17 protein-coding genes are annotated in these 18,989 nt (G+C 70.9%); 3 read left to right on the top strand and 14 right to left on the bottom strand.

Annotated elements, in window-relative coordinates:
* Nucleotide 1: 1 nt before the first annotated feature.
* The 9 genes from secD to ADK54_RS01540 form a co-directional block, all read right to left on the bottom strand.
* Nucleotides 2-1,747: a protein translocase subunit SecD gene (gene secD, locus ADK54_RS01580; RefSeq protein WP_053723635.1), complete on the bottom strand. Its 1,746-nt coding sequence runs from the start codon at nt 1,745-1,747 to the stop codon at nt 2-4.
* A gap of 144 nt (nt 1,748-1,891) precedes the next feature.
* Complete coding sequence (gene yajC, locus ADK54_RS01575) at nt 1,892-2,365, bottom strand: preprotein translocase subunit YajC (RefSeq protein ID WP_053723634.1); 474 nt, start codon at nt 2,363-2,365, stop codon at nt 1,892-1,894.
* Between the two features lie 164 nt (nt 2,366-2,529).
* On the bottom strand, nt 2,530-3,621 hold the full coding sequence (ruvB, locus tag ADK54_RS01570; protein ID WP_053723633.1) for a Holliday junction branch migration DNA helicase RuvB: 1,092 nt from the start codon (nt 3,619-3,621) through the stop codon (nt 2,530-2,532).
* A 46-nt stretch (nt 3,622-3,667) separates the two neighbouring features.
* Nucleotides 3,668-4,273 carry a Holliday junction branch migration protein RuvA gene (gene ruvA, locus ADK54_RS01565; RefSeq protein WP_053723632.1) on the bottom strand — a complete coding sequence of 202 codons (606 nt, stop codon included), beginning with the start codon at nt 4,271-4,273 and terminating at the stop codon, nt 3,668-3,670.
* Complete coding sequence (ruvC, locus tag ADK54_RS01560; protein WP_053723631.1) at nt 4,270-4,800, bottom strand: crossover junction endodeoxyribonuclease RuvC; 531 nt, start codon at nt 4,798-4,800, stop codon at nt 4,270-4,272. The genes ruvA and ruvC overlap by 4 nt, the downstream gene beginning before the upstream one ends.
* Nucleotides 4,801-4,919: 119 nt before the next feature.
* Nucleotides 4,920-5,672: a YebC/PmpR family DNA-binding transcriptional regulator gene (locus tag ADK54_RS01555; RefSeq protein ID WP_053723630.1), complete on the bottom strand. Its 753-nt coding sequence runs from the start codon at nt 5,670-5,672 to the stop codon at nt 4,920-4,922.
* A gap of 62 nt (nt 5,673-5,734) precedes the next feature.
* Nucleotides 5,735-6,319: a pyridoxal 5'-phosphate synthase glutaminase subunit PdxT gene (gene pdxT, locus ADK54_RS01550; RefSeq protein ID WP_053723629.1), complete on the bottom strand. Its 585-nt coding sequence runs from the start codon at nt 6,317-6,319 to the stop codon at nt 5,735-5,737.
* A gap of 6 nt (nt 6,320-6,325) precedes the next feature.
* Nucleotides 6,326-7,246, bottom strand: coding sequence for a pyridoxal 5'-phosphate synthase lyase subunit PdxS (gene pdxS / locus ADK54_RS01545; protein ID WP_053723628.1), 921 nt, complete (start codon nt 7,244-7,246; stop codon nt 6,326-6,328).
* Nucleotides 7,247-7,377: 131 nt separating this feature from the next.
* The gene (locus ADK54_RS01540; RefSeq protein ID WP_053723627.1) at nt 7,378-7,923 is read right to left on the bottom strand and encodes a hypothetical protein; all 546 of its coding nucleotides are present in this window, start codon (nt 7,921-7,923) and stop codon (nt 7,378-7,380) included.
* Between the two features lie 158 nt (nt 7,924-8,081).
* Between ADK54_RS01540 and ADK54_RS01535 the strand changes: the two genes are divergently transcribed.
* Nucleotides 8,082-9,224: a hypothetical protein gene (locus ADK54_RS01535; protein WP_159047588.1), complete on the top strand. Its 1,143-nt coding sequence runs from the start codon at nt 8,082-8,084 to the stop codon at nt 9,222-9,224.
* A gap of 35 nt (nt 9,225-9,259) precedes the next feature.
* Here ADK54_RS01535 and ADK54_RS01530 read toward each other — a convergent pair whose 3' ends face one another.
* The 3 genes from ADK54_RS01530 to pgsA are packed head-to-tail and all read right to left on the bottom strand — an operon-like array spanning nt 9,260 to nt 11,966.
* Nucleotides 9,260-10,420 carry a glycosyltransferase family 4 protein gene (locus tag ADK54_RS01530; protein WP_053723625.1) on the bottom strand — a complete coding sequence of 387 codons (1,161 nt, stop codon included), beginning with the start codon at nt 10,418-10,420 and terminating at the stop codon, nt 9,260-9,262.
* On the bottom strand, nt 10,417-11,313 hold the full coding sequence (locus tag ADK54_RS01525) for a phosphatidylinositol mannoside acyltransferase (RefSeq protein ID WP_053723624.1): 897 nt from the start codon (nt 11,311-11,313) through the stop codon (nt 10,417-10,419). The genes ADK54_RS01530 and ADK54_RS01525 overlap by 4 nt, the downstream gene beginning before the upstream one ends.
* Complete coding sequence (gene pgsA, locus ADK54_RS01520) at nt 11,310-11,966, bottom strand: phosphatidylinositol phosphate synthase (RefSeq protein ID WP_053723623.1); 657 nt, start codon at nt 11,964-11,966, stop codon at nt 11,310-11,312. Before pgsA ends, ADK54_RS01525 begins: the two co-directional genes overlap by 4 nt.
* 272 nt (nt 11,967-12,238) lie before the next feature.
* On the opposite strand from pgsA, the gene ADK54_RS01515 reads away from it, so the two are divergent.
* Both ADK54_RS01515 and ADK54_RS01510 read left to right on the top strand, forming a co-directional pair.
* Nucleotides 12,239-14,437, top strand: a complete 2,199-nt coding sequence (locus ADK54_RS01515) for an elongation factor G-like protein EF-G2 (protein WP_053723622.1) — start codon at nt 12,239-12,241, stop codon at nt 14,435-14,437.
* Between the two features lie 164 nt (nt 14,438-14,601).
* Nucleotides 14,602-16,275 carry a hypothetical protein gene (locus ADK54_RS01510; RefSeq protein ID WP_199826835.1) on the top strand — a complete coding sequence of 558 codons (1,674 nt, stop codon included), beginning with the start codon at nt 14,602-14,604 and terminating at the stop codon, nt 16,273-16,275.
* On the opposite strand, the gene ADK54_RS01505 is transcribed toward ADK54_RS01510, so the two are convergent.
* Together ADK54_RS01505 and thrS are read right to left on the bottom strand one after the other, a co-directional pair.
* Entirely contained in the window at nt 16,276-16,836 is a 561-nt protein-coding gene (locus ADK54_RS01505; RefSeq protein ID WP_053723620.1) for an HIT family protein, read from the bottom strand.
* A gap of 105 nt (nt 16,837-16,941) precedes the next feature.
* Complete coding sequence (gene thrS / locus ADK54_RS01500; protein ID WP_078966058.1) at nt 16,942-18,924, bottom strand: threonine--tRNA ligase; 1,983 nt, start codon at nt 18,922-18,924, stop codon at nt 16,942-16,944.
* Nucleotides 18,925-18,989: the final 65 nt, after the last annotated feature.

Genomic DNA, 18,989 nt, shown 5'->3' with positions numbered 1-18,989 from the left:
CTCACGCCTCCTTCGGGTTGTCGACGGGGGCGGAGGTGGTGCGGCGGGTGCGGCGCAGCGGCGGCTTGGCGCCGAGCCGCTTCGGGTCCAGACCGGACCACGGGTGGCCGCTCGCGAAGAACTTCTTGCGGGCCAGGAGCGTCATCACCGGCTTGGTGAACAGGAACACCACGACCACGTCGAGCAGGGTGGTCAGACCCAGCGTGAACGCGAAGCCCTGGACCTTGCCGACGGTCACGATGAACAGCACCGCGGCGGCGAGGAACGACACGAAGTCGGAGACCAGGATGGTGCGCCGCGCGCGCGGCCAGGCGCGCTCGACGGCGGGACGCAGGGTGCGGCCCTCACGGATCTCGTCACGGATGCGTTCGAAGTAGACGATGAACGAGTCCGCGGTGATGCCGATGGCGACGATGGCGCCGCAGACCGCGGGCAGGTTCAGCGCGAAGCCGATGCCCGGGCCGAGCAGCGTCATGATCGCGTACGTCAGGATCGCCGATACGACGAGGCTGAGGATGGCGATCAGCGCGAGGCCGCGGTAGTAGGCCACCAGGTAGATGATGACCAGCGCGAGGCCGATGGCACCCGCGATCAGGCCGGCGTGCAGCTGGTCGGCGCCGAGGGCCGCGGTCACGGTGGTGACGCTCTGCTCCTGGAAGGAGAGCGGCAGCGCGCCGTAGGACAGCACGTTCGCCAGGTCCTGGGCGGTCGACTGGTTGAAGTTGCCGGAGATCTCGGCGGAGCCGCTGAGCGTGGAGCTCACGGTGGGGGCCGAGACGACCTGGTTGTCCAGCGCGATCGCGAAGCGGTTGTTCGGGTACTGCTGCTGGGACAGCTTGCCGGTGATGGCCGCGAACTTCTTCGAGCCGCCGCCGGTGAAGTCCATCTGAACGATCCACTGACCGTTCTGCTGGTTGATCACGGCCTGCGCCTTGGAGACGTCCGTGCCGTCGACCTCGGCCGGGCCGAGGATGAACTTCTCCGCGCCGTCCTTGTCGCACGCCACGGTCGGCTCGGAGGACTTGGCGCCCTCGCCGGCCTTGGAGCGGGCTTCCTTGGTGGAGCAGTCGAGCGCCGCGAACTTGGCCTGGAGCTGTGCGGCGGCCGCGTCACCCGTGGGGGCCGACGGGTTCGGCGCGGGGCTGCTCGGCTTGCTCGCGCCGGGCGTGGGCGAGGCCTTCAGCGCGTCGGAGAGAGCGCGGCCCTTGGCCGAGCTGGAGGCGCTCGCGGAACCGGACGGCGTGCCCTTGCCGGAGGCGCTCGGGGTGCCCGAGGGGGCCGGCTTGCCGCTGGTCGAGGCGCTCGGGGAAGCGCTCGGGTTGGGCGCCACGGCCGTCGGCTGGGCGGTCAGGACCGGCCGGAAGTACAGCTTGGCGGTCTGGCCGACCTGCTGACGGGCCTGCTCCGAGTTCGTGCCCTTGGGGATGTTGACAATGATGTTGTCGCTGCCCTGGGTCTGGACCTCGGCCTCGGTCACACCAAGACCATTCACACGACGGTTCATGATCGAAACCGCTGTGTTCATGTTGTTCTTGTTGATCGCCGATTCCTGGCCGGGCTCGGCCTTGGCCTTGAGCGTGATGCTCGTACCGCCCGCGAGGTCGATGCCCAGCCTCGGAGTGGTGTGGTGGGAAATGAACATCCCACCGACGAGCGCGACCATGGCGATGAGGATCAGGGCCAGGGCGCGGCCCGGCTTGCTCTGTCCCCCCGCCGCCGGCCTTCGGCCCTTGTTCGGTGCTGCCACCTTGTCGTTTCTCCCTGTCCAACCACCCTGCGCCGGGTATGCGCGTGGGCGGCCACGAAGTGTTGTGGGGACGTCCCCCGCGGAAGTCGGCGCGCTCCGGGGACCGCCCGCGCCGGTCGGGCGCCGTGCGGTCCCGGTGCGTGACTACTTCGCGTCGGCCCCGCCGTCGGCCTTGCCGTCCTTGCCGTCCTTGAGCTCGGCGGCGTCCTCCGCCTCGTCCTTCTTGCCCAGGTCGATCTTGGCGTCCTTGCTGTCCTCGGCGTCGGCCTCGGCGGCCTCGGCGGCCTCGGTCAGCGAAGAGGCGTCGTCCGGCACCGCCGGGAGCTCCTCCTCGGTGTCGCCGTGCACGATGCGGTTGTACTCCGCGTCGTCCAGGACCGCGCCGATGGCGTTCTTGGCGTAGACGGCGTGGACGCCGGGAGCCACCTCCAGGAGGACCGTCTCGTCGCCGATCTCCTTGACGGTGGCGTACATGCCCCCGATCGTGCGGACACCGGTGCCGGGCTGCATCTCATCGCGCATGGCGGCAGCCGCCTGCTGCTTCTTCTTGGCGGACCGGGTCATCAGGAACATGGCCCCGATAAGCACAATGAAGGGGAGGAGAGTGATAGGGCTCACGGGACGGAACTTCCTTCGCATGACCACGCCTGAGGCGCGGCCTGATCTGGGGGTGGGTACGCCGGCCGGGAAGGGCGGCATCGGCGGAGTCTAAGCGAGTCCGCACAGATGGAACAACGCCCAGCATCCCACCGGGGTTCCTCGGGGTGCGACCCTCCGCGCCGTCACGCCCCGAAGAGACCCTGTTGTCCGCTTCCTGCCGCGCCACCGCCCTGCTGCGGTGGTACGAGACCGAGGTGGGCCCAGGCGGCGGGTGTGGCCACCCGGCCCCGCGGAGTACGGGCGAGCAGACCCTCGCGGACCAGGAACGGCTCGGCCACCTCCTCCACCGTTTCGCGCTCCTCGCCCACCGCGACCGCCAGCGTGGACAGGCCCACCGGGCCCCCGCCGAACAGCTTCAGGAGGGCCTGGAGGACGGCCCGGTCCAGGCGGTCCAGACCTCGGGCGTCAACCTCGTACACCCCCAGCGCCACCGAGGCGATCTCAGGGGTGATGACGCCGTCCGCCTTGACCTGGGCGTAGTCGCGCACCCGGCGCAGCAGCCGGTTGGCGATGCGCGGGGTGCCGCGGGAGCGGCCCGCGATCTCCGCGGCGCCCGCGGTGTCGATCTCCACGTCGAGCAGCCGGGCCGAGCGGTGGATGACCCGCTCCAGCTCGGAGGGCTCGTAGAACTCCATGTGCCCGGTGAAGCCGAACCGGTCTCGCAGCGGGGGCGGCAGCAGGCCGGCCCTGGTGGTGGCGCCGACCAGGGTGAAGGGCGGCAGCTCCAGCGGGATGGCGGTGGCGCCGGGGCCCTTGCCGACGATGACGTCGACCCGGAAGTCCTCCATCGCCATGTAGAGCATTTCCTCGGCCGGCCGCGACATCCGGTGGATCTCGTCGAGGAAGAGGACCTCGCCCTCCTGGAGGGAGGAGAGGATCGCGGCGAGGTCGCCCGCGTGCTGGATGGCGGGGCCGCTGGTGATGCGGATCGGGGCGCCCATCTCGGCCGCGATGATCATCGAGAGGGTGGTCTTGCCGAGGCCGGGGGCGCCGGACAGGAGCACGTGGTCGGCGGTGGCGCCGCGGGCGCGGGCCGCGCGCAGGACCAGGTCGAGCTGCTCGCGGACCTTCTCCTGGCCGACGAACTCGTCCAGGTCCTTGGGACGCAGGGCGGCCTCGACGGCGGTGTCCTCACCGTCGGCGTCGGCCCCGACGAGGCGGTCCCCGGCCGTCGCGGACAGATCCGCCGTGTCGGAGCTGTCTTCCCAGTTCATGACGTGTGCCTCGGATCGTGGTCGCGATGGGTGGTGCGGGTCGGGCTCAGCGGGCGCGGTTCAAGGTCTGGAGCGCGGCCTTCAGGAGCGCGCCGATGTTCGGCCTGTCGGAGGCCTCGGCCTGCGGGGCCACGGCCGTGACCGCCTCGTCGGCCTCCCGGGTCGCGTAGCCGAGGCCGATGAGGGCCGCGTGCAGCTGGTCGCGCCAGCCCGAGGTGACCGGCGCTCCGACCGCCGGGGCGTTGCCGACGGGCGCGCCGAGCCGGTCCTTCAGCTCGATGAGGAGCTTCTGGGCGCCCTTCTTGCCGATGCCGGGCACCGCGGTGAGCGCCTTCTCGTCACCGGTGGCGAACGCGCGGCGCAGCGCGTCCGGGGTGTGCACGGAAAGGACCGCCTGGGCGAGCCGGGGGCCCACCCCGTTGGCGGTCTGGAGCAGCTCGAAGACCTGCTTCTCGTCGTCGTCCGCGAAGCCGTACAGGGTGAGCGAGTCCTCCCGTACGACCAGTGACGTGGCGAGTTTGGCGTGCTGGCCGATGCGCAGTTCGGCCAGCGTGTTGGGCGTGCACTGGAGGGCCATGCCGATGCCGCCGACCTCGACCACCGCGGTGTCGGGAGCGAGGGCGGCGACCGGGCCGCTGACGAAGGCGATCATCGGGTGACCTTCCGTACGGAGTGCTGGGCGTGGGCCTGTTGGAGCCGGTTGAGCGCGGGGGCGCGCCAGATGTGGCAGATGGCGAGGGCGAGCGCGTCGGCCGCGTCGGCCGGTTTGGGCGGGGCGTCGAGCCGGAGCAGCCGCGTCACCATGGCGCCGACCTGCGCCTTGTCGGCCCGGCCGCTGCCGGTGACGGCGGCCTTGACCTCGCTGGGGGTGTGCAGGGCGACGGGGATGCCGCGCCGGGACGCGCACAGCATCGCGACCGCGCTGGCCTGGGCGGTGCCCATCACGGTGCGCACGTTGTGCTGGCTGAACACCCGCTCCACGGCGACGACTTCGGGCCGGTGAGCATCGAGCCACTCCTCGATGCCGCGCTCGATGGCGATGAGGCGGAGGCCCAACTCGGCGTCCGCGGGGGTCCGTACGACACCGACGCCCAGCATCGTCAGGGACCGGCCCGCGACCCCCTCGACCACGCCGACGCCACACCGCGTCAGGCCGGGGTCCACCCCCAGTACGCGCACGGCCCCTCCCCTCGGTGATCTTTGACTTGCTGCCAGGCTATCCGCTGCCACTGACAACGGCGGCGGGCCGATGGGACGTGTCCCATCGGCCCGCCGGAACCGCTCAATCCGCGGCAGCGTTACGCGTCGACCTTCTCCATGACCTCGTCGGAGACGTCGAAGTTGGCGAAGACGTTCTGCACGTCGTCGCTGTCCTCCAGCGCGTCGATCAGCTTGAAGATCTTCCGCGCGCCCTCTTCGTCGAGCTCGACCTGCATGGTCGGTACGAAGTTGGCCTCGGCCGAGTCGTAGTCGATGCCGGCCCCCTGGAGCGCGGTACGGACCGCGACCATGTCGGTGGCCTCGGAGATGATCTCGAAGGAGTCACCGAGGTCGTTGACCTCCTCGGCGCCCGCTTCCAGAACCGTCTCCAGAACGTCGTCCTCCGAGAGCTCGCCCTTGGGCAGGACGACGACGCCCTTGCGGTTGAACAGGTACGAGACCGAGCCCGGGTCGGCCATGGAGCCGCCGTTGCGGGTCATCGCGACACGTACGTCGGATGCGGCACGGTTGCGGTTGTCGGTGAGGCACTCGATGAGCACCGCGACACCGTTCGGGCCGTAACCCTCGTACATGATCGTCTCGTAGTCGGCACCGCCCGCCTCAAGACCGGCACCGCGCTTGAGCGCGGAGTCGATGTTCTTGTTGGGCACCGACTGCTTCTTGGCCTTCTGTACGGCGTCGAAGAGCGTCGGGTTGCCGTCGATGTCGGCGCCGCCGGTGCGGGCGGCGACCTCGATGTTCTTGATCAGCTTCGCGAAGAGCTTGCCGCGCTTGGCATCGATCACGGCCTTCTTGTGCTTCGTCGTAGCCCATTTAGAGTGGCCGGACATCTGCCTGTCTCCTTCGCGTAACCCATTCTGCGTCGTTCGGCAGAGATCCTACCGGGACCTCGTCACCGTGCGGCGCGCACCATGTCCACGAACAGCGCGTGCATGCGGTGGTCGCCGGTCAGCTCGGGGTGGAACGAGGTCGCGAGGGCGTTGCCCTGGCGTACGGCGACGATGTGGCCGCCGTGCTCGGCGAGCACCTCGGTCTCGGCGCCGACGGACTCGACCCAGGGCGCGCGGATGAACACGCCTTCCACGGGGCCCACTCCCGAAACCTCCACGGTCGCCTCGAACGACTCGTTCTGGCGGCCGAAGGCGTTGCGGCGGACGATCATCTCGATGCCGCCGATGGTCTCCTGGCCCGAACGCGGGTCGAGGATCTTGTCGGCGAGCATGATCAGCCCGGCGCAGGTGCCGTACACGGGCAGGCCCGCGCGGACCCGCTCGCGCAGCGGCTCCAGCATGCCGAACAGCGCGGCCAGCTTGGAGATGGTGGTGGACTCGCCGCCGGGTATGACCAGGCCGTCCACCTCGGCGAGCTCCTCGGGGCGCCTGACCGGCCTGGCCACGGCGTCCGCCGCGGCCAGGGCGATGAGGTGCTCCCGTACGTCGCCCTGGAGGGCCAGGACACCAATCACGGGGGTGTGCATGAGTGACTACCAGCCGCGGTTGGCGTAGCGCTCGGTCTCGGGCAGGGTGTCGCAGTTGATGCCGACCATGGCCTCGCCCAGGTTGCGGGAGGCGTCCGCGATGATCTTCGGGTCGTCGAAGAAGGTGGTGGCCTTCACGATGGCGGCGGCGCGCTTGGCCGGGTCGCCCGACTTGAAGATGCCGGAGCCGACGAAGACGCCCTCGGCGCCGAGCTGGCGCATCAGCGCGGCGTCGGCGGGGGTGGCCACGCCACCGGCGGAGAACAGCACGACGGGGAGCTTGCCGAGCTCGGAGACTTCCTTGACCAGCTCGTACGGGGCGCGCAGCTCCTTGGCCGCGGCGTACAGCTCGTTGTTGTCGAAGCCGCGCAGCTTGGCGATCTCGTTCTTGATCTGGCGCAGGTGGCGGACGGCCTCGACGACGTTGCCGGTGCCGGCCTCGCCCTTGGAGCGGATCATGGCCGCACCCTCGGCGATGCGGCGCAGGGCCTCGCCCAGGTTGGTGGCGCCACACACGAACGGGGTCGTGAAGGCGAACTTGTCGCTGTGGTTGACCTCGTCGGCCGGGGTGAGGACCTCGGACTCGTCGATGTAGTCGACGCCGAGCGACTGCAGGACCTGGGCCTCGACGAAGTGGCCGATGCGGGACTTGGCCATCACCGGGATGGAGACCGCGCCGATGATCTCCTCGATCATGTTCGGGTCGGACATCCGGGCCACGCCGCCGTCCTTGCGGATGTCGGCCGGCACCCGCTCCAGGGCCATGACGGCGACGGCGCCCGCGTCCTCGGCGATCTTCGCCTGCTCGGCGTTGACCACGTCCATGATCACGCCGCCCTTGAGCTGCTCGGCCATGCCGCGCTTGACGCGGGCGGTGCCGATCGCGGGGCTGTCGGACTGGGGGGTGCTGGAAGGCGTGCTGGACACGGAGCGACCTCACTGAGTGAAGAAGGGATTCTGCTGCCCCGAGAGAACCCTGGCGGACCAGTCCACATCAAGGGCCAATGTGTACCCGGTGGATCGTTTTCGCCGGTCAGCCACCCCCAGTGGCTACGAGATCACGTTCCCGGGCGGTCGGCCAGGGCCGTCGGAGGCTCGTCGTCCATCTCGAAGGCCAGCGGGAACGGCGCGTGGCCCGCCAGGCGGAACCAGCGCACCGTACGGTGCCTGCGCAGCGCCCTCGCGGCCCGCACGGCGTCGTTGTGGAAGCGCCGCGCCATCGGCACCCTGCGCACCGCCTGCGCCAGCTCCTCGGCGGCCTCCACGCCCCCGGGCGCCTCCCGTACGGCGTCGACCTGCGCCGGCTCCCCGAAGACCGCCCGCAGCGCCTGGCTGAGCTCGCTCTCGGCGACCTCCCGGTGCTCCTCCTCCGCCTGGCGTGCCGCGTGCGCGGCCTCGTACAGCACGATCGAGGCGGCCGGGTCGAGCACCCCGCTGGTGGCCAGTTCCTGGGTGACCGAGGCGCGGCGGAGCAGTTGGGCGTCCAGGGCGGCGCGGGCCGCGTCGATGCGGGCGTGCAGCCGGTCGAGCCGGCCGGCGGTCCAGCTGAGATAGAGGCCGATCGCGACGAGGGCGACGACGATCCAGATGAGGGTTACGGTCACGGGCCGCAAGGCTACCGGGGCGCCGGGTACGGCCGTCCCGCCCAGGGGACGAGCCCGCTCTTGGAACGCGCGGTGCCGTAGGGAAGGCTGGGGCCCTTGACGCGGGCGGATCGGACGGACAGGGGGAACGGACTGTGGGCGCGGGCCAGTTGGTGACCATGGGCACACCGCACGACGCGGCACGGCGGATCGCCGAGGTGCTCGGCGGCCGGGACGCGCGGGTCGAGGCCGGGGACGGCTGGGCGCACACCCGGTTCACGGTCGGCGGCCGGGGCGTGCCGCTCGGCGTCGACGTGGTGGCCGACACCCGGCGGGCGCCGACCGGCATCGCCTTCCTGCTGCCCGGCGGCGGCCTCGGCTTCGCCGCGAACTTCTTCACGCCGCGCGCCCGCAATCTCGCCCACCACCTACGCGGTGCGGGCCAATTGGTGGTAGGGATCAGCCCGCGCGAGGATCTGGCGTCCGCCGCCGACATCACGGCCGACTGGGGCCTGGCCGCGCACGCCCGCGACGCCCGCTCCGTGATCGACGCCGTGACCGGAGTGCTGCCACTCCCCCACCAGTACGTGGGCCATTCGGCCGGGGCGGTGCTCGCCCTGGACCTGGCGTCCAAGGACAGCTCGCACCGGCTGCGCCGGGTGGTCGCCCTCGACACCACGGGCCCGTACACCGGCGATCTCGCGGTACGGGCGGCACAGTCGCGCACCGCGCTCCAGGGGCTCATCGACCAGGGCGTATACGTCAACGACCCTGGCCTGAAAGGGCTGTTGGCGCGGGCCGTGGCCGATCCCGGCGGGGCGAGCGCGGCGCCGCGGCCGGTCGATCCGGCGGCCCGGTTCACCAACACGGGGCTCGCGCACTTCGCGCTGATCCGCACCGCTTCGCTGCCAGGGCTCACCAACTGGATCTACCGGCAGGGCTTCAGCGCCGGGACGTACGGGTTCGGGGCGGCCCCGGCCGAGGACCGGTTTGCTCTCGACCGCACCCCGTTGGAGGTGTGGGCCGAGGCGACCGCCGCGCTGGGCAGCGGGCTCGTGCCGAACGCGCTGCTGCGCGACCTGATGTCGGTCTGGGCCGCCGACGGGACGGGGTACGCCGTCGACTGGGCGGGGATCCGGGCCGAGGTGGTCTGGGTGAACATGGAGCTCGGCCGGGGCGACCACCCCCGGGGCGCGGAGCTGATCCGGGCCGGCGGCAACGGCCGGGTCGGCTTCCGCGTGGTGGCGGGTTACGGCCACGGCGACCCGGTGTGGGGCACCACGGCCGCAGCCGATGTGTGGCCGCTGCTGACCCCGGCCTGAGCGGCGGCCTCCGCCGAGCCCGGCCGGGGCCGCAGTCAGTCCCTGGCCAGCCCGAACCGGGCCCGGAATCCGGTGCGTTCGTCCGTGGCCACCGCCGCCGCCCCGTGCGTCACCGTCTCGTACACCGCGAGGATGTCCGCGCCGACCGTCGCCCAGTCGAAGCGCCGCACGTGCGCCGAGCCGCGTTCGCTCAGGCCCGCGCGGCGGGCCGGGTCGGCGAGCAGGCGTACGGCCGCCGAGGCGAGCGCGTCGGCGTCCTCGTTGGCGAAGAGGTCGCCCGCCGCGCCCTGGTCCAGGACCTGCGCGAAGGCGTCCAGGTCGCTGGCGAGGACCGCGGCGCCCGCCGACAGCGCCTCGACCAGGATGATCCCGAAGCTCTCGCCGCCGGTGTTGGGCGCGACGTACACGTCCACACTGCGCAGCAGCCGTGCCTTGTCCTCGTCGCTGACCATGCCGAGGAACTCGACCCGCGAGCGCATCTCGGCCGGCAGGGAGGCCACCGCCTCCTCCTCGTCGCCCCGGCCCGCGACGAGCAGCCGTGTCTCCGGGCGCTCCGCGAGGATCTTGGGGAGCGCCTTCATGAGGACCGGCAGGCCCTTGCGGGGCTCGTCGATGCGCCCGATGAAGCCGAGGGTCTGGCCCTGCCACTCCTTCTTCGGCTCGGCCCTCGCGAAGAAGTCGACGTCGACGCCGTTGGGGATCACCACCGCGTCGCCGCCGAGGTGTTCGACCAGGGTGCGCCGCGCGTACTCGCTGACCGCGATGCGCGCGCTGATCTTCTCCAGGGCGGGCTGGAGGATCGGGTACGCCGCGATCATCGCGCGGGAGCGGGGGTTGGAGGTGTGGAAGGTCGCCACGATGGGGCCCTGCGCCGCCCAGCAGGACAGCAGGCCGAGCGAGGGCGAGGCCGGCTCGTGGATGTGGATGACGTCGAACGTGCCGTCGTGCAGCCAGCGCCGCACCCGCGCGGCCGACAGGAACCCGAAGTTGAGCCGCGCCACCGAGCCGTTGTACGGGACCGGGACGGCCCGGCCCGCCGAGACGACGTAGGGCGGCAGCGGGGTCTCGTCGTCGGCGGGGGCGAGGACCGAGACCTCGTGGCCGAGGCGGATCAGGTGCTCGGCCAGGTCCCGGATGTGGAACTGGACGCCGCCGGGGACGTCCCACGAGTACGGGCAGACGATGCCGATCTTCACGGCCGTCGCTCCTCCAGGTCCGCGAGCCACAGCCGTTGCAGCATGTGCCAGTCCTCCGGGTGGTCGGCGATTCCGGTGGCGAAGGCGTCCGCCAGCGTCTGTGTCATCAAGGACGTCTTGGCGGCCCGGTCGCCCGTCTCGGGCACCTCGATGGGCGGGTGGACCCGGCCCTTCATGATGGGCGAGTCGTCGTACCAGAGCGTCACCGGGAGGAGCAGCGCGCCGGTCTGCTGGGCCAGCATGGCCGGTCCCGCGGGCATCCGGGTCTGCTCGCCGAAGAACTTGACCTCGACTCCGGACGCCGACAGGTCGCGGTCGGCGACCAGACAGACCAGGCCGCCCGCGCGCAGCCGCCGGGCCAGCGTGCCGAAGGCGGAGCCGCCGACGTGCGGCAGGACCTCCATGCCGAGGCTCTCGCGGTAGGCGACGAAGCGGTCGTACAGCGTCTCGGGCTTGAGGCGCTCGGCGACCGTGGTGAACGGGGTGGCCAGCTTGGTGGTGACCCAGGCGCCCGCGAGGTCGTAGTTGCCCATGTGGGGCAGGGCGAGGACGACGCCGCGCCCGGAGGCGAGGGCGTCCGTCAGGTGGTGGACGTCCTCGGGCACGAAGCCGTTCGCCATCCGGTCCTTGCTCCACGACGGCAGCCGGAAGGACTCCATCCAGTACCGCATGTAGGAGCGCATGCCCGCCTGCGAGAGGGCCGCGAGCCGTTCCGGGGTGGCGTCGGGCACGACCCGCGCCAGGTTGGATTCGAGCCGCAGCACGCTCTTGCCGCGCCGCTTCCACACCTGGTCCGCGATGCGTCGGCCGAGCCCGTTCGCGACGGGCTCCGGCAGCTTCTTGACGGTGGCCCAGCCAAGGCCGTACAGCGCGTCGGTCAGCCTGTCCTTCATGCGCCCGCCTCACCGGCCGCCCGCGCGTCGGCCTCGGCGGACTCCCGGCGGACCGTCACCACACGCTGGATCAGCGTGACGAGACTGCCCACGGCCACGATCCACAGCGCGATGGGGAGCAGCACCTGGATGCCCGGCACACCGAACTTGTGCAGTCCGGCCAGGCCCGCGGCCACCAGCGAGATCACGAGCCGTTCGGCCCGCTCCACCAGGCCGTTGACCGCGACCGGCAGCCCGATCGCCTCGCCGCGCGCCTTGGTGTACGAGACCACCTGGCCGCTGGCCAGGCAGAAGATGGCCACCGCGCACAGCGCGTTGTCGTCGCCCTGCCCGGCGTACCAGAGGGCGAAGCCGCCGAAGATCGCACCGTCGGCGACCCGGTCCAGGGTCGAGTCGAGGAAGGCGCCCCAGCGGCTGGAGATCCCGGCCTGGCGGGCCATGTTGCCGTCGACCAGGTCGGAGAAGACGAAGAGGGTGATGACGATGGTGCCCCAGAAGAACTCTCCACGGGGGAAGAAGACCAGCGCACCCGCCATCACTCCGGCCGTGCCGATGAGGGTCACCGCGTCGGGGCTGACTCCGCGACGGAGCAGAAATGCGGCGAACGGCGTGAGGACACGCGTGAAGAATGCACGCGCGTACTTGTTCAGCATGGCCTTCCCGAGGGGTCGGTGTGGCCGCGCGGCCCCTGCTGGCCACCGGCCGACCCATCGTAGCCACGACTGCGCGGCCGCACCGCCGGGCACCCGCCGCGTGACCGGCGGGCCACTGTCCGCGTGCGGTCGCGTACGACGTATGGACGCACAGTGACCGGAGTGGAAAGCTCGAATTACCGCGGGCGTCGCAGATGCCGCCTCCGCACGCGGAGTCCGCGTGTCCGCGCCCCCTCACCACCTCACCGCGCACGAAACCGGGAGGAACGGACATGGGCGACAAGGCAAACGCACACCCCGGGGCCGCCGGCAGGGCTACAGCGGCCGACCACCCCTCATCCGTACGGAACGTGGTGCTGGTCGGCCACAGCGGATCCGGGAAAACCACCTTGGTGGAAGCGCTCGCGCTGGCGGCCGGGGCCGTCAACCGGGCGGGCAGGGTCGAGGACGGCGGCACCGTCTCCGACTACGACGAGATCGAGCACCGGCAGCAGCGCTCCGTACAGCTGTCGCTGGTTCCGGTCGAATGGGGTGGTTTCAAGATCAATATCTTGGACACCCCCGGATACGCCGACTTCGTCGGGGAACTCAGGGCCGGTCTGCGAGCGGCGGACGCGGCCCTTTTCGTCGTCTCGGCCGCGGACGGCGTGGACGGCTCGACGCGGATGGTCTGGGACGAGTGCGCGGCCGTCGGGATGCCGCGGGCGATCGTGATCACGCACCTGGAGGCGGCCCGCGCCGACTTCGACGCGATGACGACGATCTGCGCCGAGGCGTTCGGCGGCGACGACCCCGACGCGGTGCTCCCGCTGTACCTCCCGGTGCACGGCGCGGCCGGACCCGACGGGCACGCGCCGGTGACCGGCCTGACCGGGCTGCTCTCGCAGCGGGTCTTCGACTACGAGTCCGGCGAGCGCAAGGAGACCCAGCCGGACGCCGACCTGCTCCCGCTGATCGAGGAGGCCCGCAACCGGCTCATCGAGGGGATCATCGCGGAGAGCGAGGACGAGACCCTCATGGACCGCTACCTCGGCGGCGAGGACATCGATTTCAAGACGTTGGTGGCGGACCTGGAACGCGCGGTGGCGCGCGGCACCTTCCACCCGGTCCTGGCCGCGGCGCCGGCCGCCGAGGGCGCCAAGCAGGGCCTCGGCACGATCGAACTCCTCGAACTCGTCACCGGCGGCTTCCCCTCCCCCCTGGAGCGGACGGCGCCCGAGATCACGACCCCGCAGGGCGGGCCCCGGCCGACCCCCTCGTGCACGGTCGAGGGCCCGCTGGTGGCCGAGGTGATCAAGACCTCGTCCGACCCGTACGTGGGCCGGATCAGCCTGGTGCGGGTCTTCTCCGGCACCCTGCGCCCCGACGAGACGGTGCACGTGTCCGGCCACGGCATGGAGGACCGCGGCCACGAGGACCACGACGTCGACGAGCGGATCGGCGCGCTGTCCTCGCCGTTCGGCAAGCAGCAGCGCACGCTCACCAAGTGCGTGGCGGGCGACCTCGCGTGCGTGGCCAAGCTGTCCCGGGCCGAGACCGGCGACACCCTGTCCGCCAAGGAGGACCCGCTCCTGATGGCGCCCTGGGACATGCCCGACCCGCTCCTCCCGCTGGCCATCGAGGCACACAGCAAGGCCGACGAGGACAAGCTCTCGCAGGGGCTCTCGCGCCTGGTCGCGGAGGACCCGACGATGCGCCTCGAACAGAACCCGCACACCCACCAGCTGGTCCTGTGGTGCCTGGGCGAGGCCCACAAGGAGGTCGCCCTGGAGCGGCTGCGCAGCCGGTACGGCGTCCAGGTCGACGTCGTGCCGCACAAGGTGTCGCTGCGCGAGACCTTCGGCGCGAAGGCGGCGGGACGCGGCCGGCACGTCAAACAGTCCGGCGGGCACGGGCAGTTCGCGATCTGCGAGATCGACGTGGAGCCGCTGCCGCCGGGCAGCGGCATCGAGTTCGTGGACAAGGTGGTCGGCGGGTCGGTCCCGCGCCAGTTCATCCCGTCCGTCGAGAAGGGCGTACGGGCCCAGGCCGCGAAGGGCGTGGCCGCCGGGTATCCGCTCGTGGACGTGCGCATCACGCTCCTGGACGGCAAGGCGCACTCGGTGGACTCCTCCGACGCGGCGTTCCAGACCGCGGGCGCGCTAGCCCTGCGGGAGGCGGCCGCCGAGGCCCGTATCCATCTGCTCGAACCGGTCGCCGAGGTCCAGGTCCTGGTCGCCGACGACTACGTGGGCCCGGTGATGAGCGACCTGTCCGGGCGCCGCGGCCGGGTGGTCGGCACCGAACAGGCCGGCCCGGGCCGCACGCTGGTGCGCGCCGAGATCCCGGAGATCGAGATCGGCCGGTACGCGCTCGACCTGAGGTCGCTGTCCCACGGCACCGGACGGTTCAGCCGCAGCTACGCGCGGCACGAGCCGATGCCGCCCCAGCTCGCCGACAAAATTCGCGAACAGGCCGAAGAAGGGCGATAGTTGACAGGTCATCAGAAAGCCGCCCACCGCAATCTCCTTGCGGCGGGCGGCATTCCGACGTCCCCTGACGGGCAGCCTGTGACCCCGATACGCTGTGGTCCCAGCTCAGCAGGTGTGCGGGGTGCGGCAGTCGGGAACGGGTCGCGGAGCGACGGTGTGCGGCGATGGGGGCGGCAGTGACGACGGAAGAGCCATTCTTCGACTTCTTGCCCAGGCCACAGGTGCCGCTCCAGGGCTCCGCGGGCCAGACGGCCGCGACCCAGGCGCTCGCCTCGGCCGCGTACCGGGACAGCCCGATCGAGGACATACTCAAGGCCAACAGCGAATGGCACGAGTCCGAGGTGAAGAAGGGCAAGCTGTCGCTCTTCGAGCCCAACCTCGGCGAGGCGTTCTCGCGGGCCGTGCAGTCCCGGATGCTCGGCGCCACCCGCAAGGGCATCATCCAGTCGTTCGGCACCGAGCCCGGGACCATCGTCGAGCACTGCCTGGCCTCGATCCGCATCCGCAAGGAGCGGGACACCAAGCTCACCCTGGTCATGGTCGTGTTCGGGCTGCTCTTCCTGCCCGGCCTGCTGCTGTGGCTCGGCCTCTTCCAGCTGCGCCGCACCCTGGCCGGCGCCAAGGACCGGCGGGCCGGCGCGCTCGGCAGCATCCTGCTCGCGGCGGCCGGGATCCTCGCCCTGATCTTCCTGATCAAGCTGCCCTTCAACGGCTTCCTCGCGCTGTACCTGCGCGCGATGGTCGTGGCCCCGATCGTCGGCTGGTACTGGGCGAAGCTCATCTGTGAGAAGACCGCGCGGGACCTGCGCTCGCGCTGGGACAACCTGCTGGGCGGCGGCGGCATCGGCGCCAAGATCCCCGAGGCAGTGCCCAAGAGCTCGGCGGCGGGCTCCGCGGAACAGTTGCGCCAGTCCCTGGTCAAGCTGGCCGCCGAGGACCAGAGCAACATCGTCTTCTACGCGGGGCCCAAGGGAATACTGGGCATGGGCACCCGCTGGGGCAGCTGGCAGCTCGCCGAGGAACTGGAGCCCAAGGAAGCCGGCAAGGAGATCCACGGCTTCCGCAGCTGGGACGTCATACGGGCCATCCAGGACCGCCTCCAGCTCCTGGAGCGCGGCCCCCTGCACACCGGCGGCTTCCCCACCCCGTCCATCAAGAACTGGGTGGTCTCGCCGATCGGCGAGGGCGCCAAGGAGGTGTCCCGGCCCAGCGGCCAGGACATCGACAACTTCCAGGTGCGCGCCCACGAGATCCAGCGGATCTGCAACGAGCAGCAGTTCTCCAGCGGCAACCGGCACTACCTCGGCGTCCAGTTCACGCTCTGGGACGGCCAGTTGGTCATCACCATGATGGTCACCGTCACCGTGCTGCACGAGACGCTGCGGATCGAGGTGACCGGGCACGCGCTGGGCCCGGTGCACGCCCTGTTCACCACCAAGCCGGCGCCCAAGACCAAGGAGGTCGACAAGACCTTCCGGTTCTGGGAGAAGAAGACGATCGCGCTGCCCCTGGTCGACGCCACCGAGGTGGTGCGCCTGGCCGCGCGGGCCCCGCTGACCTGGTACCCGCCGCTGCTCGACTACCTGGGCGGCAAGATAGCGCTGCCGGAGCCGTTCGGCCTTCGGCACGCCTGGGCCGACAAGCCCTGGCGGCACCGCTTCATGGCCGACGACGCGATGCGGGCCGCCACCCCCGTGCTGCGGGTGGTGCACTCCGCCGCCATGAAGGTGCTCGACGAGCACGGAGTGAACACCGACCGCTTCACCAACCGCTCGATGATCCTCAGCGGCATGGTCCAGGACCCGGCACCGAGGAAGGCGGACCTGTACGACGCGTAGCTAGTCCTGCGGCCAGGCGTCGGCCAGCATCTTGCGGGTGTCCGCGAGGAGTTGGGGCAGCACCTTGGTGTGGCCGACGACCGGCATGAAGTTGGTGTCGCCGCCCCAGCGCGGCACGATGTGCTGGTGCAGATGGGCGGCGATCCCGGCACCGGCCACCGTGCCCTGGTTCATGCCGATGTTGAACCCGTGCGCCCCCGACGCGGTGCGCAGCGCGGCCATCGCCCGCTTGGTGAGCTCGGCGAGCTCAAGCGTCTCGGCCGCGTCCAGCTCCGTGTAGTCGGCGACGTGGCGGTAGGGCACCACCATGAGGTGCCCGCCGTTGTACGGGTACAGGTTGAGCACCGCGTACACGTGCTCGCCGCGCTTGATGATCAGCCCGTCCTCGTCCGACTTCGCCGGGATCGAGCAGAACGGACACCCGTCGCCGGACCCCGGCCCCGTCGGCTTGTTCTCGCCCTGGATGTACGCCATCCGGTGGGGCGTCCACAGGCGCTGGAACGCGTCCTGCGTCCCCACTCCGATCTGCTGCTCCGGCTCAGTCGTCATGGTGTGCAGCATATGACTTCGGCGCTCCGGGACGTCGCCCGGGTGGCCGGTGCCAGAACGCCCGAGGGCCCCCGGGAAGGCGAGCTTCCCGGGGGCCCTCACAGCGCGGGCAGGGCGTCAGACCTGGGTCCGCTCCGCCACGACCTTCTCGATCTTCGCGATGGCCTCGTCGCGCGGAATGCCGTTCTCCTGCGAGCCGTCGCGGTAGCGGAAGGAGACGGTGCCCGCGTTCATGTCGTCGTCACCGACGATGATCATGAACGGCACCTTCTGCTTCTGCTGGTTGCGGATCTTCTTCTGCATCCGGTCCGAGGACGCGTCCACCTCGACCCGCAGCCCCTTCTTCTTCGCCTCGGCGGCGAACTCCTGGAGGTACGGGATGTGGGCGTCGCCGATCGGGATGCCGACCGCCTGGACGGGGGCGAGCCAGGCGGGGAACGCGCCCGCGTAGTGCTCCAGGAGCACCGCGAAGAAGCGCTCGATGGAGCCGAACAGGGCGCGGTGGATCATGACCGGCTGCTGCTTGGTGCCGTCGTTCGCGGTGTACTCCAGGCCAAACCGCTCAGGCTGGTTGAAGTCGACCTGGATGGTCGACATCTGCCAGGACCGCCCGATCGCGTCCTTGGCCTGCACCGAGATCTTCGGCCCGTAGAACGCCGCGCCACCCGGGTCCGGCACCAGCGGGAGGCCCTGCTTCTCGGCCGCCTGCCGCAGCGCCTCGGTGGCCTCCTCCCAGGCCTCGTCGGAGCCGATGAACTTGTCCGACTCCGGGTCGCGGGTGGACAGCTCCAGCTCGAAGTCGTCCAGGCCGTAGTCGCGCAGCAGGTCGAGCACGAAGGTCAGGAGCGAGTCGAGCTCCTGCGGCATCTGCTCCTTGGTGCAGTAGATGTGCGAGTCGTCCTGGGTGAAGCCGCGCGCACGGGTCAGACCGTGCACCACACCCGACTTCTCGTAGCGGTACACCGTGCCGAACTCGAAGAGCCGCAGCGGCAGTTCACGGTAGGAGCGGCCGCGCGCCTTGAAGATCAGGTTGTGCATGGGGCAGTTCATCGCCTTGAGGCGGTAGTTCTGCCCGTCGAACTCCACCGGCGGGAACATGCCGTCGCCGTAGTGCGGCAGGTGCCCCGAGGTGACGAAGAGCTCTTCCTTGGAGATGTGCGGGGTGTTCACGAACTCGTAGTCCGCGTCCTCGTGCTTCTGGCGCGAGTACGCCTCCATCTCCCGCCGGACGATGCCGCCCTTGGGGTGGAAGACCGCGAGGCCGGAGCCCAGCTCCTCCGGGATGGAGAACAGGTCGAGCTCGGCACCGAGCTTGCGGTGGTCGCGCTTCTCGGCCTCGGCGAGGAACTCCAGGTGTGCCTTGAGCTCGTCCTTGGTCGGCCAGGCGGTGCCGTAGATGCGCTGCAGCATCGGGTTCTTCTCGCTGCCGCGCCAGTACGCGCCGCCCGAGCGCATCAGCTTGAACGCCGGGATGTTCCGGGTGGTCGGCAGGTGCGGACCGCGGCACAGGTCCTTCCAGCACAGCTCGCCGGTCTTGGCGTCGAGGTTGTCGTAGATGGTCAGCTCGCCGGAGCCGACCTCCGCGTCCGCCCCGTCGGCGGCCTGCGCGGCGTTGCCCTTCAGGCCGATGAGCTCCAGCTTGTACGGCTCGTCGGCCAGCTCGACGCGGGCGGCCTCATCGGTGGTGACGCGGCGGGAGAAGCGCTGGCCGCGCTTCTGGATCTCCTGCATCTTCTTCTCGATGGCCTTGAGGTCCTCGGGCGTGAACGGCTTCTCGACGTCGAAGTCGTAGTAGAAACCGTCCCGGACCGGCGGGCCGATGCCCAGCTTGGCCTCGGGGTGGAGCTCCTGCACGGCCTGGGCCATGACGTGCGCGGTGGAGTGGCGCAGGATGTTGAGACCGTCCTCGGAGGAGATCTCGACGGGCTCGACCTCCTCGCCGTCCTTCACCTCGTACGCGAGGTCCTTCAGCTCGCCGGCCACGCGGGCCGCGACGACGGTGCGCTCACCGGCGAAGAGCTCGGCGGCCGTAGTGCCCGTCGTCACCACGCGCTCTTCCCGCTCGGAATCGCGTTGGATGATCACACGGACGTCTGACACCGGACTTCTCCTGCCGTAGGGGGGCGCGCAGCGTGCCGCGTACGCGAGACGATCCTACCGAGCCG

It is taken from the genome of Streptomyces sp. WM6378, assembly GCF_001279695.1.
In the GTDB taxonomy this organism is placed as follows: domain Bacteria; phylum Actinomycetota; class Actinomycetes; order Streptomycetales; family Streptomycetaceae; genus Streptomyces.
Note: the sequence above shows the minus strand (reverse complement) of the source record. Positions and strands in the feature narration are given on the sequence as shown.